The sequence below is a fragment of the Corynebacterium afermentans subsp. lipophilum genome (assembly GCF_030408375.1).
GTDB lineage: Bacteria > Actinomycetota > Actinomycetes > Mycobacteriales > Mycobacteriaceae > Corynebacterium > Corynebacterium lipophilum.
Genome location: NZ_CP046530.1, coordinates 1,908,015 through 1,925,039 on the forward strand (window position 1 = coordinate 1,908,015; position 17,025 = coordinate 1,925,039).

Below are 17,025 nucleotides of genomic sequence, written 5' to 3' on the forward strand. Positions count from 1 at the left end.
CCCTCACTGTATCCGAGTCCGCCTAGCGCAGCGCAATCACGGGAAGGCCGGCGGCGATTTCTGCGGCGCGGGAGCCGGAGGCGTCGATAGTCCCCCGCTCGAGCTCCTCGCCGAAGGTGGTCAGCCCAGTAGCCAGCCGCAGCCACGTCTCCGGTCGCATCTCCACCACGTTCGGCGGGGTGCCGCGCGTGTGCCGCGGCCCCTCGACGCACTGCACCGCCACAAACGGCGGCACGCGCAGCTCCACCGAGTGGCCCGGGAGCTCCTCGGCGAGGGTGCGCGCGGTGCGTCGGCAAGCATTTGCAAGCTCGCTTCTCGACGGCTCCGCTTCCCCACCTTCCAACCACCCAGCCACCTGCTGGATCGCCTCACGTGTCAGCGTCGGGTCTTGTTTCTGCACCATGACACACCATATTAAGGTGGCCCCATGCCAAATACCCGCGTCGCCGCCGAGCGCTCCCCGTCCGTGACCCTGCGATTCATGGCCTCCCCCACCGACGTGCTGCACCACGGCGCCCAAGGTGTCTCCGGCGGCCGCGTGCTGGAGTGGATCGATAAAGCCGCCTACGCCTGCGCCGCACAGTGGTCCGCCACGTACTGCGTCACCGCATACGTGGGGCACATCCACTTCACCCGCCCGATCCCCTCGGGCCACATCGTGGAGGTGCGCTCCCGCATCGCCATGACCGGACGGTCATCCATGCACATTGTCAACGAGGTGCTCTCCGCCGACCCCCGCGAGGGCGTGTTCACCCGCGCCTGCGACTGCCTCGTGGTGTTCGTGGCCAAGGACCCCGACACCGGCAAGTCCATGGCAGTGCCCACCTTCGTGCCCACCGACGACGAGGAGCGCCGCGTCGCCGACGCCGCGAAGTCCCGCATCGGGCTGCGCCAGGCCATCGAGTCGGAGATGGAGGCGCAGACTTACACCGACGACTCCACCGCCCCGCGCATCGTGCACCGCTTCATGGCCAAACCCACCGACGTGAACTGGGGCGGCAACGTCCACGGCGGCACCGCAATGGAATGGATCGACGAGGCCGGCCTGGCCTGCACCATGGAATGGTCCGGCGAGCGCACCGTGGCGGTCTACGCCGGCGGCATCCGCTTCTACCACCCCGTGCACATCGGCGACCTGATCGAGGTGGATGCGCGCATCACCCGCACCGATTCGCGCTCCATCCACACCTCGGTGCACCTGCGCGCTGGCGACCCGCGCGGCGGGCGCGAGAACCTGAAGGACGCCATCCACGCCACGTTCACTTACATCGGCATCGACATCGACGGCAACCCCCTGCCGGCGCGCCGATTCACGCCGGTGACCGAGGAGGACAAGCGGCTGTGGGAGCACACGCAGACGCTCAAGGATCTGCGCGGGCAGTACGAGCCGGTGCCGCTGGTCAAGCCGCTGCCGCCGGTGCAGCGCACGTCCTAAGTTTTTCGCACCCGTATAACCGTTAGACCGCCGCGTTCGGCGCCGTTGCGGCCGCGAAGTGCGACGGCATGGTCGCCGCCCACGCACCGGCGAGCTCCAGCATCTGGACCTCCTCGCCAGCGACGCGCAGTACGCCGTCGTTGGTGGTCTCGCCCAACACAGCGACCGGTATGCCCGCGGAGTTCGCGCGCTCCACGGCGGCCTCTGCACGGTCGCTGGTCACGGCGACCAGGACGCGGGAGGCGGACTCGGAGAACAGCGCGGTGAACGCGTCCGCGTGCACGCCCTCCAGGTTCAGCTCCGCGCCCTTGTCGGAGCCGAGCAGCAGCTCGAACACCGCCTGGGACAGGCCGCCCTCGGACAGGTCGTGCGCGGCCGCGATGCCGGCGGCGTTGCCGGCGAAGAACTCCGCCAGGCGCGCCTCGTTTGCCAGGTCCACCTGCGGCGGCAGGCCGGCCAGGCCCGCGCCGGAGATGTCCTGCCACACGGAGCCGCCGAACTCGTCCTTGGTCTCGCCCAGCAGAATCAGGGTGTACTGCTCGTCCGCGGACGGCAGCGCGTGCGGGATGGCCTTCTCCACGTCCTCCATCACGCCCAGCACACCAACCACGGGGGTGGGCAGAATCGGCGTCTCGCCGGTCTGGTTGTAGAAGGACACGTTGCCGCCAGAGACTGGGATGGCCAGCTCAGCGGAGCCGTCGGCAAGCCCGTGCACCGCCTCGCGGAACTGCCACATCACATCCGGGTTCTCCGGGGAGCCGAAGTTGAGGCAGTTGGTCACCGCAACCGGGGTGGCGCCGGTGACCGCGACGTTGCGGTACGCCTCCGCCAGCGCGAGGCGCGCGCCCATGTTCGGGTCGAGGTAGGTGTAGCGGCCGGATGCATCAGCGGAGACGGCAACGCCGCGGTTGGTTTCCTCGTTGATGCGCAGCACGCCGGAGTTGGCGTACTTGGCCTGCACAGTGTTGCCGCGCACGTAGCGGTCGTACTGCTCAGTGATGAAGTCGCGCGAGCACAGCGCGGGCGATGCGACCATCTTCAGCCATGCGTCCTTGATGTCGCTTTGCTTCTCGATGCCGCTTTCGGCCTGCACACCGTCCTGCCAGTCCGGGCGCGCGTAGGGGCGCTCGTAGACCGGGCCCTCGTCGATGGTTGACGGCGGGGCGTCCACCACGAGCTCACCGTTGTGGAACACCTGGAGGCGATCCTCGTCCGAGGTGACCTCGCCGATGACGGACGCGAGCACGTCCCACTTGGCGCAGATCTCCATGAACTTATCGACGTCCTCCGGCGCCACAACCGCGCACATGCGCTCCTGCGACTCGGAGGCGAGGATCTCCGCGGCGGACATGTTCTCCGCGCGCAGCGGGACATTGTCCAGGTTGACCGTCATGCCGCCGTCGCCGGACGCCGCGAGTTCGGAGGTGGCGCAGGACAGGCCGCCGCCGCCCAGGTCCTGGATGCCCTCGACCACGCCGGCGGCGTAGAGCTCAAGGCAGCACTCGATGAGAACCTTCTCCGCGAACGGGTCGCCCACCTGCACGGCCGGCAACTTGTGCTCCTCGCCTTCCTCGAAGGTGGCGGAGCCCAGCACGGACACGCCGCCGATGCCGTCGAGGCCGGTGCGGGAGCCGAACAGGATGACCTTGTTGCCGGTGCCGGAGGCGAACGCCAGGTGGAGGTCATCCACCTTCAGCGTGCCCACGCACAGCGCGTTGACCAGCGGGTTGCCGGCGTACGCCGGGTCGAAGACGGTCTCGCCTCCGATGTTGGGCAGGCCCAGGCAGTTGCCGTAACCGCCGATGCCGTGGACCACACCCGGCAGGACGCGCTTGGTGTCGTCGGCGTCGATGGTGCCGAAGCGCAGCTGGTCCATCACGGCGATCGGGCGGGCGCCCATGGCCATGATGTCGCGGACGATGCCGCCGACGCCGGTGGCCGCACCCTGGTAGGGCTCCACGAAGGAGGGGTGGTTGTGGCTTTCCACGCGGAAGGTCACCGCGTCGCCGCCGCCGATGTCCACCACGCCGGCGTTCTCGCCGATGCCGGCGAGGATCTTCGAGGCCATCTCCTCGGTCATGGTCTGGCCGAAGTAGCGCAGGTGCGTCTTGGAGGACTTGTAGGAGCAGTGCTCGGACCACATGACGGAGTACAGCGTCAGCTCCGCGTCGGTAGGCCTGCGGCCCAGAATGGCCTTGATCTTGGCGTACTCGTCGTCCTTCAGCCCCAGCTCAGCGTACGGCTGCTCGAGCTCCGGGGAGTCGAAGGCGTTGTCGACGGTGTCGTTGTGCACAGTCATTTCGGGTCTACGCTCCGATCTTCGAAATCGCGTCGATGGCGGAAGTGAACAGGCCGAGACCGTCCGTGGACGGGCCGGTCAGCGTCTCAATGGCGTGCTCCGGGTGCGGCATGAGGCCGACCACGCGGCCGGTCTCATTGGTCACACCGGCAATGCCGTTGATGGAGCCGTTGAAGTTGTCCGAGTAGCGGAACACCACGCGGCCCTCCTTCTCCAGCGCCTCAATGGTCTCCGGAGCGGCCTGGAAACGGCCCTCGCCGTGCTTGGCGGGGACGTAGATACGCTCGCCCAGCTGGCTGGTCCAAGCGGTTTCGGTGTTTTCCACCTCGAGGTAGGTGTCCACGCAGTGGAAGTTCAGGCCCTGGTTGCGGGTCAGCGCACCCGGCAGCAGGCCAGCCTCAGTGAGGATCTGGAAGCCGTTGCAAATACCGAGCACAGGCATCCCCTTCTTCGCAGCCTCCACCACGGCGCCCATCATCGGCGCCTGCGCGGCGATCGCACCCGAACGCAAGTAATCGCCGTAGGAGAAGCCACCCGGGACGACAACCGCATCCACGCCGGTGAGGTCATTGTCCGCGTGCCACAGTTGGCGCGGTTCGGCACCGGCGAGGCGGACGGCACGCAGCGCGTCAACGTCGTCAAGCGTGCCTGGAAAAGTAATGACTCCGATAGTTGCGCTCATCGCACAACCTCGAAGTCCTCGATAACGGTGTTAGTCAGCAGCGTTTCAGCCATGCGCTGCAGCTCGGCGTCGGAGACCGAATCATCCACCTCGATTTCAAAGCGCTTGCCCTGGCGGACGTCGGTCACCCCCTCGACTCCGATCCGGCCCAGTGCGCGGAGCACCGCCTGACCCTGCGGATCAAGAATTTCGGCCTTGGGCATGACATTAACGACGACTCGTGCCATGAGAATCCTTCACGTTTCGGGAGGTTGATCGACCTTTGCGGTACGCGCGTCAGTATATCGGACACCCCGACACGGCCCGAAACCCTCGCTGACCGGCAGAAAGTGAACGAATGGTGAATTCTCAGAAAATCCTGCCATCTCGCCGAGCGCAATCTGAGAAGGGCAGTTAGTTTGATTTTGCTATTACCCATCTTCCCTTCAGTTTCTCCCGAGAGGTCCCCATGTCCACTTTCCGCAAGAGCCTCGGCGCCGCGTTCGCAATCGCGTTGGCCGCAGGCACCGTATCCGTCGTCGCCCCGACTGCATCCGCAGCCACGGACGGCTCCAATGTCGTCATCAACGAGGTCTACGGCGGTGGCGGCAATAGTGGCGCGACCTACACCCACGATTTCGTCGAACTGTACAACCCGACTGACCAAGAGATCGATCTCGAAGGCTGGACGGTTGACCAGTGCGCCAAAGGTGGCTCCTGCCACGGCAAGGCCACCCTCACAGGCAAGATTCCTGCGGGCGGCTACTTCTTGATCCAAGGTGCGCAGGGTAACGGCGGTACTAAAGCGCTTCCCTCCCCGAATCAAGCGGAGGATTCCCTGACATATAGCGGTACGGACGCCATTGCGTATCTCAAGGACGCATCTGGCGAAACGATTGATCTCGTTGGCTGGGGTAGCGCCAAAAAATTCGAGGGTACTGCTGCACCAAGAACCACCAACAAGACTTCCGTCCAGCGCAAGGAAGATGGCAAAGACACCGACAATAACGCCCAGGACTTCTTCGCTGGCGCCCCTACCCCTGGTTCTGCGAACGGAAAGCCTCCCGCTGAGACGGCGCCGGAGGATCCAGCAGATCCGGCGCCTCAGCCCGAGCAGCCGCAGCCGCAGCCGGGTGAGATTACCCCGATCGCTGAGATCCAGGGCACCGGTGCAAAGTCTCCGCTGGAAGGTAAGACGGTGACCACCGAAGGCGTCGTCACGGCGGTGTACGACGAAGGTGGCAAGAAAGGCTTCTTCCTCCAGACCGCAGGTACCGGCGGAGAGGCGAAGAACCCGGGCGACGCATCTGACGGCATCTTTATCTACATGGGTGACAACCAGAACTACCCGAAGCGCGGGGATTCTCTGCAGGTCACTGGTGCAGTAAGCGAGTACTACAAGCAGACGCAGATCACCGCGTCGACTATTGAACAGCTCGACGAAGCACTTGAAGCTCCCAAGGCCATCGAAATCGAAACCCTTCCAGCTGGCGACGACGCCCGCGAGCCCTACGAGGGCATGCTCGTGCGACCGAAGAGCTACACGGTGACCGACAACTACTCCCTGAACACTCATGGAGACCTGGGGCTCGCTCCGGGCGATAAGGCGTTCCGCAACCCGACCGATGTGATCGCACCGAACAAGGCCAAGGTTGCTGAGATGAATGCCAAGCAGGCGGCAGAGGTTGTATACCTCGACGACGGCAGAACCAGCGATTACTTCAGGACAGACACGGACACCCCTCTGCCGTACATTGTCACCTCCGACGGTGGCGTGAAGTCCATCCGCACCGGCGACCAGGTGGAGTTCCAAACCGACGTAGTGGTGGATTACTCCTTCGACCAGTGGCGATTCCAGCCACTGCAGCCGATCACCGGCAAGAATACCGCCGAAGAACTGCCGATCACATGGAATGACTCCCGCAAGTCTTCCTACGACATTCCAGACACTGTCGAAGGTGACTACTCCATCGGTTTCTTCAACGTGCTGAACTACTTCACCTCCTTGGGCAAGGACGAGCCCGGCTGCCGGGCGCACACCGACAAGGACGGCACCAAGGTCAGCACCGACTTCTGCGACGTGCGCGGCGCGTACAGCCAGGATGCGTTCCGGGATCAGCAGGCGAAGATCGTCACCGCGATTAACAAGCTCGACGCGCACGTTCTCGGCCTGTCCGAAATCGAAAACGGTGCCCGCGTCACCGGCGATGTTGCGCAGCGCGACAACGCGTTGTCCAACTTGGTCAAGGAGCTAAATGAAGCCGCCGGCGAGAACAAGTGGGACTACGTGAAATCTCCGAGCGCACTCGGCACCGCCGAAGACTTCATCCGCGTCGGCTTCATCTACCAGCCCGCACATGTCGAGCCGGTCGGCGAGTCCCGCATCTTCGACGACCCGGCCTTCACCCGCATGGCACGCCAGCCGCTGGCGCAGGAGTTCAACACCGTCAACCGTGACGACGACGAAAACTTCGTCGCCGTAGTCAACCACTTCAAGTCCAAGGGCTCCGTGGCCAATAACGACAAAGCCACCGACGACGGCCAGGGCAACAACGCCAATGTCCGCGTTGCGCAGGCGCAGGCACTGCTCGACCACATGGACAAGCAGGACGACTGGCAGGAGCTGCCGACCTTCCTCGTCGGAGACTTCAACGCCTACACCATGGAAAACGCGTTGAGCACCCTGCGCGGTAACGGCTACACGCTCGTCCACCACGAGAAGGATTTCCCCCAGGAGTCATACCAGTTCAACGGCCAGCTCGGCTCCCTGGACCACGTCTTCGCCAACGAAGCTGCGATGGCTCTCGTGCAAGATTCGGCTGTCTGGAACATCAACGGCGACGAGTCTGTCGCGTTCGAGTACTCCCGCCGCAACTACAACGTCCAGGACTTCTTCGGCGACGGCGACGACCCGCTCTACGGCTACGGTAACCCGTTCCGCTCCTCCGACCACGACCCGGTGAAGGTCGGCTTCGGTGCCAAGCTCAAGGAGGAAGAGGACGCGGACAAGTTCGATCTTCAGGCCGGCGAGGAAGTTACCGTCGAGCAGGGTGCCGAGCTTCCCGACGCCAAGTCTGTGATCACCGGTGCAGACAAGCTGCCGGAGGGCACCACGTTCGAATGGAAGTCCCCGGAGAACACCGACACGGTTGGCGATGGTCAGAAGGGTGAGATCACCGTCACCTACCCAGACAAGAGCACTGACACCGTTGAGGTCGTCGTCAATGTCACGCCGGTGGACGATGAGGAAAAGCCGCGTTACATCGTGAAGGCTGAGGTGAACGACGCCGGCGAGCTGGTTGTGACCTACGACAACGGCGATACCGAAAACCTCGGCAAGGTCACTGGCGAGGACGGCACCGATGGCGAGCAAGGCCCGAAGGGCGACAAGGGCGACACCGGCGCACCTGGCAAGGATGGCCAGGACGGCACCGACGGCGAGCAAGGCCCGAAGGGTGACAAGGGTGACACCGGCGCCGCAGGCAAGGACGGCAAGGACGGTGCCGACGGCAAGCAGGGCCCGAAGGGTGACAAGGGCGACACCGGCGCCGCAGGCAAGGACGGCAAGGACGGTGCCGACGGCAAGCAAGGCCCGAAGGGCGACAAGGGCGACACCGGCGCCGCAGGCAAGGACGGCAAGGACGGTGCCGACGGCAAGCAAGGCCCGAAGGGCGACAAGGGCGACACCGGCGCACCTGGCAAGGATGGCCAGGACGGCACCGACGGCAAGCAAGGCCCGAAGGGCGACAAGGGCGACACCGGCGCACCTGGCAAGGATGGCCAGGACGGCACCGACGGCAAGCAGGGCCCGAAGGGCGACAAGGGCGACACCGGCGCACCTGGCAAGGACGGTCGTGGTGTGAAGTCGTTCGAGGTCAACGCCGAGGGACACTTGATCGTTACCTACTCGGACGGTGCGACCGCAGATCTGGGGAAGGTCACTGGCCAGGACGGCGCCGACGGCAAGCAGGGCCCGAAGGGCGACAAGGGCGAGACCGGCAAACCTGGTAAAGACGGCCGCGACGGCATTGACGGCAAGGACGGCGTCGATGGCAAGCCGGGCAAGGACGGCGAGCAGGGCCCGAAGGGTGACAAGGGTGACACCGGCGCCGCAGGCAAGGACGGCAAGGACGGCGCCGACGGCAAGCAGGGCCCGAAGGGTGACAAGGGTGACACCGGCGCCGCAGGCAAGGACGGTGCCGACGGCAAGCAGGGCCCGAAGGGTGACAAGGGCGACACCGGCGCCGCAGGCAAGGACGGCAAGGACGGTGCCGACGGCAAGCAGGGCCCGAAGGGTGACAAGGGCGACACCGGCACCGATGGCCGCGACGGCAGGGACGGCCGCGGCATCGCGAACCTGGAGGTCAATGAGGACGGCGAGCTGATGGTCACCTACTCCGACGGCGAGACCCAGAACCTGGGTCGCGTCGTGGGCGCTGACGGCACCGACGGTACTGACGGCAAGAATGGCCAAGACGGCAAGCCGGGCCCGAAGGGCGACAAGGGCGACAAGGGCGACACCGGCGCCGCAGGCAAGGACGGCGAAAAGGGCGAGAAGGGTGCCGATGGCGCCAACGCTCCGGCTGGCGAGGGTTCCAGCGTGAGCGACCGCTGCCTGCCGACGGTGGGCATCATGGCGCTGCCGCTACTGGCGCTGATCCCGCTGGGTCTGGCCGCCACCGCGGATGTTCCGGCGCTGGCTCCGGTGAAGGAACAGCTCAACAAGATTGGCGAGCAGCTGCCGGTCCCGACGGACAAGGCTGCCCCGATCGCTGGCGCAGCGCTGGCCATCGCCGCGATTGCCACGCTGGCCACGCTGTGCTCCACCGAGGGCGGTTCCTCTAAGTAGCCCCCAGGCAAGGCCGCACAGCCTTCAGCGATAGCCCCGTCCCGGAAACTTTTCCGGGGCGGGGCTTACTGCATTGAAAACAGTTTCCAATAATGGTTGGATATCCCCTATGCGAAATCGTTTTCACCCCTCTCCCCTGGCCGCGATTGCGGCAACTGCTCTTGCTGGTTCGGTGCTGGCCGGATGCTCGTCGGAAAGCAATGATGCAAGCGGCAGCGACATGATCGCCACCACCAACGTCTGGGCGGACGTGGCCTCCGCGGTCACGGGCGAGGACGTGGACGCGATCATCACCGGTGATGCGGTGGATCCGCACCACTACGAGCCGTCCGCGAAGGACCTCTCGCGAATCAAGGAAGCGGACACCGTCGTGGCCAACGGCGGCGCGTACGACGCCGCCCTCTACACCGCCGCTGAGCAGGACCGCATCATCTACGCAATCCCGCTTCTCGACGAGCACGAGGCTCACGACCACGAGCATGCCCACGACCACGCGCACATGCCCAACTCCCTGGACGAACTCGAGCACGCCTGGTTCGCGCCGGAGAAGGTGCTGCAGGTCGCAGAGGACATTGCGGATCGCACCGGAGGGGACGCGTCAGACGTCAAGCAGCGCATCGGCGACACCCAATCCAAGCTCAACGCGGTGCCGCACGTGCACATCGGCATGACTGAGACGATCGCGGCCGGCCTGGTGTGGGGCACGGAGCTGCACGACATCACGCCCGAGGAGTACGTCAAGGCCAGCCTGAACCACCAGGAGCCGTCCGCGGCGGCGGTGGCGGCCTTCCTGGAGCAGATCGAGCGCGGCGAGCTGGACATGCTGTTTGTGAACCCGCAGAGCACCAACAGCGCCACCCAGCGGTTGGCGGATGCGGCGAAGGCGCATAATGTTCCCGTTGTTGAAATTCGGGAGACGCCCCCGGCCGGCCAGAATTTCCTGGACTACTTCGAGGAGATCGTGGGTCAGATCACCGACATCGCAGCCCACGCTGAGCCGACCGGCCACCACCACTAGGAATTGCCAATTTGATCGCTGAGCTTCGCAGCGCCGCCGTCGAACCACTCTGGCGCGACCTCACCCTCACCGTCGAGCCCGGCGAATTCATCGCGGTGCTCGGCCCAAACGGCGTGGGCAAATCCACCCTGCTGGGCACGCTGATGGGCACGCGCAAGCTCAGTTCCGGAGCTGCGAATGTCCACGGCCAGATCGGATTCATCCCGCAGCAGCACATGTTTCCGAAGGACTTGCCGGTGCGCGGGCGCGACCTTGTTGCGTTGGCGATGGGAAGGCGGGCGAGACCGGAGGACGTCGATAAGCAATTGGCTTCTGTGGGGGCGCAATCCTTTTCCGAGCGGCGCGTAGGTGTACTCTCCGGCGGCCAGCAGCAGCTCATCCGTCAGGCGCAGGCGTTCGCGCAATCGCCGGAGCTTTTGCTTTGCGACGAGCCCCTGCTCTCCCTCGACCCCGCCCGCGCACGCGACACAGTGCAACGCCTCGCCGAGCATCCGGCGGCTGTGCTGTGCGTGACACACTCGATCAATCCGGTGCTGGGCGTGGTGGATAGGGTGCTGTATCTGGGCCCGGAGGGGCACGTGGTGGGAAGCGTTTCCGAAGTGATGCGCTCCGAGGTGCTCAGCGAGCTCTACGGCACCCGCGTGGACGTTGTCGAAGTTGACGGACGGATGGTGGTCCTGTGAGTGCGTTTTTGGCGGACACGTCTTACCTGCTCGGGCAGGGGTTCGTGCAGACGACACTGGTGGCGTGCGCGCTGCTGGGCGTGCTGTCCGGCGTGATGGCGCCGCTGATCGTGCTGCGCCAGATGTCGTTTTCGGTGCACGCGACCTCCGAACTCGCGCTCATGGGCGCCTCCGCGGCGCTGCTGTTCGGGATCAACGTCGGCTTCGGCGCTGTGTTCGGCGCGGTCGTGGCCGCTCTGGTGCTGGCGGCGCTGGGGCTGAAGGGCCAGCAGGACTCCGCCGTGGGCGTGGCCATGAGCTTCGGCATGGCGCTGTCCGTGCTGTTCATCCACCTGTATCCGGGGAACTCGAACCGGGCGCTGTCGCTGCTGACCGGCCAGATTGTTGGCGTGTCGGCGCAGAACGTGATGCTGCTGGCGGGGACAACAATCCTGGTTGCAGGCGCCGTGCTGGTCCTGTGGCGGCCGCTGCTGTTCTCCTCCGCAGACCCCGTGATGGCCGCCGCGTGCGGCGTTCCCGTGCGCACGATGGCGCTGGTGTTCGCGGTTCTCGTGGGCATCGCGTCGGCCCAGTCTGTGCAGATCGTCGGCGCGTTGCTGGTGATGTCGCTGCTAATCACCCCGGGGGCGTCCGCCGCTCAGGTGACGGCGAACCCGAAGCTTGCGGTGGTGCTGTCCATCGTGTTCGCGGAAGTCGCGGCCGTAGGCGGGATGGTGCTTTCGCTCGCCCCAGGTATGCCGGTGAGCGTGTTCGTGGCCTTTATCTCGTTCGGGATCTACCTGGTGTGCCGGGTGGTCGGCAGGGTACGCGGCTAGCGGTACTCCCGGTAGTCCGCCGGTTGAGCGCCCTTTTCCACCGCGGCGGCGGCTGCGGCAAGGAAGTCGCGGCGCACCTTCTTCTGCCCCAGCTCGCGACCGGAGACGGACAAGCGGATCGTGTTGCCCTTCTCCGCGCCGCGCTCAGCGGCCTTGATCACGTTGCGGCGCCACCACTTCGCCGCGCCGTAGCCCTCACCCACCGACAGGTTGCGCGCCTGGGCGAACTCGCCGCGTTCAAGGCGGTAGATGCCCTTGGTGGAGGCAGCGACGGTAAAACCGAACTCGTCGAGCACCTTTAACGTGCCGTCCGACATGCGCCAGCGCGGCGGCGCGAACATATCCAAGTCGAAACCAAGCGCCGACATCTGACGCGTGGCGCCTTTGAGACGAAGCCTCGCCTCGTGCTCGCCCAAACTGGCAAACTCGCTGCGCCTTCCCTGCACCGGCTGGTCGAAGCCGTTGAGCATGAGCGCGCGGTTGCCGAGCTGCTCGGCGAGCCAGGCGCGGGTGCCTTCGTCCTTGGCCAGGTGCCACTTTTTGTCAATGTGGGGCGCAACCAGCAGTGAAACTGGCATCCCCTCGCGGTCCAGGTCGCGCACCATGCTGATGACGTCCTCCAACGTCGCGTCGAAGATGGAGGAAATTGAAACAAGCACGCGCCCAGGCATAGGGGAGATTATCGCACACGAAAACACTCTGCGCCGGGTGAAATTTTCTCGCATTGTTCGAACACGTGTTCTATATTGGCGGGGCCGTGTCGGGCGGGGTTCTACTATGCGTATCCAAGTGGAATGAAAGGAGGTGCTCCAGATGAGTGCAGTGCTCGACCAAGCGGTCAACCAAATCGTCGACGGGCTGCGGTCGCTTGCCGACGTAATGCGCGACCCCGACACTCTCCACCTCGTCTCCACCCACGTGGCCATGGAGCGCCTCCACGCCTGCCTGCCACTGCTGTCCAACGCGGACGTCGCGTTCGCGTTCCTCTGCGACCGGGACGGCGCAGGAGCCCTTGTCGGCGCGAACCACGCGGTGGAGTATCTGACGCGGAGCCTGGGCTTGTCCCGTCGAGAAGCATTCGCACTCTTGGAGCAGGGCAGGAAGCTCTACGGCGAACCCGAGGTGCCTGAGCCGGAGCCGAGCGAGGACGAAACGGAGCGCGAGCGCAAAGAGCAGGAGGCGGAAGCACGCCGCAAGAAGGCTCGCGAGGCGCAGGAGCGGGCGCGCCGTGCAGCCGAAAAAGCCAACGCGGAGAAGAAGCGGATTATCACTGACGCGCTCAAAGACCTCAACGAGCATGCTAACCCCGGCTACCAGGAGATCCTCGCCGAGGCGTTGGCGGCCGCCGAGTCCCTCACCGCCGAGGAGCTCCGGAAGTTCGTCCGCGACCAGGTTAAGCGCGCCAACAAGCGCGGGCGCGACTACGACGGCGAGAAAGACCCCCTCGCGGCCTGGAAAAAGCGCGGCATCTGGCTCGGGGAACCGGACGCGGACGGCGGCTCGCACTTCAGTGGCTACCTCGACGCCGCGTCACGGGCGAAGCTGGAGGCCTGCCTCGCCGCCGGCGACCACATGGGGTCCAACATGGAGGGCGAGGACGCCGCGAAGCGGGACAGCCGGCGCAAACACCAGCGCCGCCTTGACCAACTCATGAACGTGCTCGACCGCTACGGCGATGCCGCCACGAAGTCCCGCGGCGGGGTGGGCACAGTGGTGATCTCACTGACGCTCGACGACCTGCTGGAGGCGGACGCCTTCACCGAGTTCGCCACCAACACCTCGGTGTCGCTCACCCCGCTCGATATTGTCCGACTGGGCCTTGCGGGAGACAGCTTCATCCTTCAACTCGACTCGGTCACCGGTGTCCCGCTTTCCCTCGGCCGCACCCGACTGGCCTCCATGGAGCAGAAACTCGTACTGCTGGCCATGCAGGGCGTGTGCGCCTGGAACGGCTGCACCAGGCCGGGCGTCGAGCTCGAGGCCCACCACCTGGATTCCTACCTCAGCGGCGGGCTGACCAGCATCGACAACCTGGTCCTACTGTGTCGCGAGCACCACATGTGCAACAACGACAACAAGGACGGCGCCGGCAACAAGGGCCACTTCGGCCGCGACCCCGACACCGGCGACGTGCACTACCACCCCGCCAACGGAGACCCACCCAGGCACACGACCACCTACCAGTACCGAAATTCACCTGGTCAGAGGCTCGCCAAGAAGGCAAGGTCCCGGCACGGCGGCAACCCAAAACGCCCGCCGGACCCTGCCCTATTCGACCTGGACGGCTAAACCGCCCCGGCTTTCACCAGCGTCCACGCGTACTCGAATGCGGTCTGCTTCCACTTGGCGTAGCGGCCGGACACGCCGCCGTGCCCTGCGGACATCTCCGTCTTCAGCAGGATCTCGCCTGCGGTGCCCACCTCGCGCAGCTTGGCCACCCACTTCGCGGGCTCGACGTAGAGCACGCGGGTGTCGTTCAGGCTAGTCACCGCGAGAATGTCCGGGTAGTCCTGCGGAGTGACATTTTCGTACGGGGCGTACTTCGCCATGTAGTCGTACACCTCGGGATCGTGATACGGGTCGCCCCACTCCTCCCACTCGCCCACCGTCAGCGGCAGCTCCGGCTTCAGAATGGAGGTCAGCGGGTCCACGAACGGCACGATCGCGAGAACGCCGGCGAACTTCTCCGGCGCCATATTCGCCACCGCGCCCATGAGCAGGCCGCCTGCGGAGCCGCCCTCGGCCACCAGCTGCTCGTGGGTGGTCAACCCCAGCTCCACGACGCGGTCCGCGCACGCGATGAAGTCGGTGAACGTGTTGGCCTTGTGCAGCATCTTGCCGTTGTCGTACCACGCGCGACCCATCTCGCCGCCGCCGCGCACGTGGGCGCACACCCACACCATGCCGCGGTCGAGCAAACTCAACCGCGCCACGGAGAACCCGGGATCCGTGGACGCTTCGTAGGAGCCGTATCCGTACAGCAGCGCGGGCGCTGGGCCTTCGACGCCCTTGCGGCGCACCACCGAAATCGGCACCTGCTCGCCGTCCGGGGCGATTGCCCACTCGCCGTAAGCCTCGTACTCCTCCGGGTTGTAGCCGCCCTCGACCTCTTTTTCCTTCAGCAGTGTCAGCTCGCCGGTCGCGACCGTGTAGTCCAACACCTGCGAGGGCTGGGTGTACGACGAGTAGCCGACGCGCACCACCGGGGCGTCCCACTCCGGGTTTCCGCCGAGGCCCACGGTGTAGAGCTCCTCGGAGAACTCCAACTCCTTGAACTCGCCAAAGCCGCCGTCGAGCGTTGCCACGGCCAGCCGCGGAATCCCGCCGCGCCGGTACGCAATAAACAAAAAGTCGCGGTAAGTGTCGATCCCTTCGATGCGCACGGTCTCGGAGTGCTCCACCAGCACGGGCAGCTCCCGCAGGGGCGCCACGGTGCCGACCGGGGTCGTCGCAACGCAGAAGTTCGCCCCGTGCGCGTTGTGGGTGACTACCCACTGCTCTTCGCCATCGACGACGCAGAAGTCGGGGTGGTACTCGATGCCCGCTTCGCGCTCCCACAGCACCTCAAATTCGCCGGTGGGGTCAGCCAGGTCGAGCACGCGGTACTCGGAGGTCAACGACGACGACGCAATGATCATGAGGAAGCGTTCCGCGCGGTCCGCGCCCACGCCGACGCCGAACTTCTCGTCGGTCTCTTCGTACACCAGCACGTCTTCGGCAGCAGGTGTGCCCAGCTTGTGGCGCCAGATCTGGTGGGGACGCCAGGCGTCGTCGCAGCGGACGTAGAACAGGTAGTCCTCGCCCGCCCAGGTCGCGCCGTAGAAGAGGCCCTCGAGCTCGTCGTCGAGCAGCTCGCCGGTCTCGAGGTTCTTGATCCGCATGGTGAAGCGCTCGTCGCCTTCGGTGTCGAAGGAGTACGCGAGCAGGCGCCCGGAGGTGGACACGGACGATGCCCCGAGCGCGAAGAACTCGTGCCCGGCGGCGAGCTCGTTGACGTCGAGAAGCACCTGCTCCCCCGGCATGTCCTCGGTGACCTCAGGCGGGGTCCACGGGTCATCGGCGGTCGGGACGCGGCACGAGATGCCGTAGTCCTTGCCCTCGATGGTGCGGCCGTAGTACCACCAGTCGCCCTGGCGCTGCGGCACGGACATGTCGGTCTCTTTGATGCGGGATTTGATCTCGCCGTAGACGTCGTCCACCAGCCCGGACCAGGCGGACGTTTTTTCTTCCGTATAGGAGTTTTCGGCCTCGAGGTGGGCGATGACTTCTGGGTTGTCCTTGTCGCGCAGCCACTCGTAGTTGTCCACGAACTCGCGGCCGTGAAATTTGCGGACAATCGGGCGTTTCTCAGCTACGGGTGGGATCATGCGTGCTCCCCCGGCCATTCGGAGAAGCGGCGGCCAGAAAGGCGCTCGTACGCCTCGATGTAGCGGTCGCGGGTTGCCTCCACGACGGAGCCGGGTAGCTCCGGTGGCGTGGTGCCTTCCTTTTGGTCCCAGCCGGACTTCGGGCCGGTGAGCCAGTTGCGCACGTATTGCTTGTCAAAGCTGGGTTGGCTGCGTCCTTCTTCGTAGTTGTCGGCGGGCCAGTAGCGGGAGGAGTCGGGCGTGAGCACTTCGTCGGCGAGCACGAGCTCGCCGTTTTCGTCCAGGCCGAACTCGAGCTTGGTGTCGGCGAGGATGATGCCCTTGGTCTCCGCGTAGTCGGCGGCGCGGCGGTACACCTCGAGCGTGGCGTCCCGGAGGCGCTCGGCAAGGTCCGCGCCGAGTTTTCCTGCCATGTGCTCGAAGGTGACGTTGATGTCGTGGTCGCCCTGCTCAGCCTTGGTGGCGGGGGTGAAAATCGGCTCGTCCAGCTTCGACGCCTCGGTCAGCCCCTCGGGCAGCTTCACGCCGCAAACACGGCCGGTTGCGTCGTATTCCTTCTTGCCGGAGCCGGTGAGGTAGCCGCGGGCTACACACTCGAACGGCACCATGTCCAGCTTCTTCACCACCATGGCGCGGCCGAGCACGTCTTCGGGGATGCGTTCGTCGTCGATCGGGCCGGCCAGGTGGTTCGGCACGTCGGAAAGCAGGTCGAAGAAGAACATGGAGGTAGCGGTGAGGATCCGCCCCTTGTCCGGGATCGCCGGTTCGAGGGAGAAGTCGAAGGCGGAGATGCGGTCTGTCGCGACCATGAGCAGGGTCTGCTCATCCACCTCGTAGATCTCGCGAACCTTGCCGCCGGAGATGTGTGAGTAATCTGAAAGCTCTGGACGCATGCGCG

Annotated in this window: 13 protein-coding genes; 6 read left to right on the plus strand and 7 right to left on the minus strand. The window is 65.5% G+C overall.

Features of this window, described 5'->3' with window-relative positions; translation table 11 throughout:
* Positions 1-22: 22 nt before the first annotated feature.
* Complete coding sequence (locus tag CAFEL_RS09185; RefSeq protein ID WP_194560730.1) at positions 23-403, minus strand: sterol carrier family protein; 381 nt, start codon at positions 401-403, stop codon at positions 23-25.
* A gap of 24 nt (positions 404-427) precedes the next feature.
* Between CAFEL_RS09185 and CAFEL_RS09190 the strand changes: the two genes are divergently transcribed.
* Positions 428-1,435, plus strand: coding sequence for an acyl-CoA thioesterase (locus CAFEL_RS09190; RefSeq protein ID WP_194560729.1), 1,008 nt, complete (start codon positions 428-430; stop codon positions 1,433-1,435).
* Positions 1,436-1,457: 22 nt separating this feature from the next.
* Here CAFEL_RS09190 and purL read toward each other — a convergent pair whose 3' ends face one another.
* From purL to purS, 3 genes are read right to left on the minus strand one after another with little or no spacing between them, the layout of a single operon-like run.
* Entirely contained in the window at positions 1,458-3,734 is a 2,277-nt protein-coding gene (purL, locus tag CAFEL_RS09195; RefSeq protein WP_194560728.1) for a phosphoribosylformylglycinamidine synthase subunit PurL, read from the minus strand.
* A gap of 7 nt (positions 3,735-3,741) precedes the next feature.
* Complete coding sequence (purQ, locus tag CAFEL_RS09200; RefSeq protein ID WP_194560727.1) at positions 3,742-4,416, minus strand: phosphoribosylformylglycinamidine synthase subunit PurQ; 675 nt, start codon at positions 4,414-4,416, stop codon at positions 3,742-3,744.
* Entirely contained in the window at positions 4,413-4,643 is a 231-nt protein-coding gene (gene purS, locus CAFEL_RS09205; protein ID WP_074432067.1) for a phosphoribosylformylglycinamidine synthase subunit PurS, read from the minus strand. The genes purQ and purS overlap by 4 nt, the downstream gene beginning before the upstream one ends.
* A gap of 221 nt (positions 4,644-4,864) precedes the next feature.
* On the opposite strand from purS, the gene CAFEL_RS09210 reads away from it, so the two are divergent.
* From CAFEL_RS09210 to CAFEL_RS09225, 4 genes are all read left to right on the plus strand, one after another.
* On the plus strand, positions 4,865-9,244 hold the full coding sequence (locus CAFEL_RS09210) for an ExeM/NucH family extracellular endonuclease (RefSeq protein ID WP_228496450.1): 4,380 nt from the start codon (positions 4,865-4,867) through the stop codon (positions 9,242-9,244).
* A gap of 109 nt (positions 9,245-9,353) precedes the next feature.
* Positions 9,354-10,262, plus strand: coding sequence for a metal ABC transporter solute-binding protein, Zn/Mn family (locus CAFEL_RS09215; protein WP_194560726.1), 909 nt, complete (start codon positions 9,354-9,356; stop codon positions 10,260-10,262).
* A gap of 11 nt (positions 10,263-10,273) precedes the next feature.
* Positions 10,274-10,945, plus strand: coding sequence for a metal ABC transporter ATP-binding protein (locus tag CAFEL_RS09220; RefSeq protein ID WP_194560725.1), 672 nt, complete (start codon positions 10,274-10,276; stop codon positions 10,943-10,945).
* Positions 10,942-11,760, plus strand: a complete 819-nt coding sequence (locus CAFEL_RS09225; RefSeq protein ID WP_194560724.1) for a metal ABC transporter permease — start codon at positions 10,942-10,944, stop codon at positions 11,758-11,760. Before CAFEL_RS09220 ends, CAFEL_RS09225 begins: the two co-directional genes overlap by 4 nt.
* Here CAFEL_RS09225 and CAFEL_RS09230 read toward each other — a convergent pair.
* Complete coding sequence (locus tag CAFEL_RS09230; RefSeq protein WP_194560723.1) at positions 11,757-12,431, minus strand: DUF2334 domain-containing protein; 675 nt, start codon at positions 12,429-12,431, stop codon at positions 11,757-11,759. The two genes, CAFEL_RS09225 and CAFEL_RS09230, sit on opposite strands and share 4 nt — an antisense overlap.
* A 142-nt stretch (positions 12,432-12,573) precedes the next feature.
* Here CAFEL_RS09230 and CAFEL_RS09235 point away from each other — a divergent pair, with 142 nt between their 5' ends.
* A complete protein-coding gene (locus CAFEL_RS09235; RefSeq protein WP_194560722.1) occupies positions 12,574-14,049 on the plus strand; it encodes a DUF222 domain-containing protein in 1,476 nt (491 codons plus the stop codon).
* Here the strand turns inward: CAFEL_RS09235 and CAFEL_RS09240 are convergent.
* On the minus strand, positions 14,046-16,127 hold the full coding sequence (locus tag CAFEL_RS09240) for a S9 family peptidase (RefSeq protein WP_194560721.1): 2,082 nt from the start codon (positions 16,125-16,127) through the stop codon (positions 14,046-14,048). The genes CAFEL_RS09235 and CAFEL_RS09240 overlap by 4 nt on opposite strands.
* The gene (locus CAFEL_RS09245; protein ID WP_194560720.1) at positions 16,124-17,020 is read right to left on the minus strand and encodes a phosphoribosylaminoimidazolesuccinocarboxamide synthase; all 897 of its coding nucleotides are present in this window, start codon (positions 17,018-17,020) and stop codon (positions 16,124-16,126) included. The genes CAFEL_RS09240 and CAFEL_RS09245 overlap by 4 nt, the downstream gene beginning before the upstream one ends.
* Between the last annotated feature and the right edge of the window lie 5 nt (positions 17,021-17,025).

Coding starts and splice junctions, on each gene's coding strand:
- CAFEL_RS09185 (WP_194560730.1), bottom strand. CDS start 403: ATGGTGCAGAAACAAGACCCGACGCTGACACGTGAGGCGATCCAGCAG.
- CAFEL_RS09190 (WP_194560729.1), top strand. CDS start 428: ATGCCAAATACCCGCGTCGCCGCCGAGCGCTCCCCGTCCGTGACCCTG.
- purL (WP_194560728.1), bottom strand. CDS start 3,734: ATGACTGTGCACAACGACACCGTCGACAACGCCTTCGACTCCCCGGAG.
- purQ (WP_194560727.1), bottom strand. CDS start 4,416: ATGAGCGCAACTATCGGAGTCATTACTTTTCCAGGCACGCTTGACGAC.
- purS (WP_074432067.1), bottom strand. CDS start 4,643: ATGGCACGAGTCGTCGTTAATGTCATGCCCAAGGCCGAAATTCTTGAT.
- CAFEL_RS09210 (WP_228496450.1), top strand. CDS start 4,865: ATGTCCACTTTCCGCAAGAGCCTCGGCGCCGCGTTCGCAATCGCGTTG.
- CAFEL_RS09215 (WP_194560726.1), top strand. CDS start 9,354: ATGCGAAATCGTTTTCACCCCTCTCCCCTGGCCGCGATTGCGGCAACT.
- CAFEL_RS09230 (WP_194560723.1), bottom strand. CDS start 12,431: ATGCCTGGGCGCGTGCTTGTTTCAATTTCCTCCATCTTCGACGCGACG.
- CAFEL_RS09235 (WP_194560722.1), top strand. CDS start 12,574: ATGAGTGCAGTGCTCGACCAAGCGGTCAACCAAATCGTCGACGGGCTG.
- CAFEL_RS09240 (WP_194560721.1), bottom strand. CDS start 16,127: ATGATCCCACCCGTAGCTGAGAAACGCCCGATTGTCCGCAAATTTCAC.
- CAFEL_RS09245 (WP_194560720.1), bottom strand. CDS start 17,020: ATGCGTCCAGAGCTTTCAGATTACTCACACATCTCCGGCGGCAAGGTT.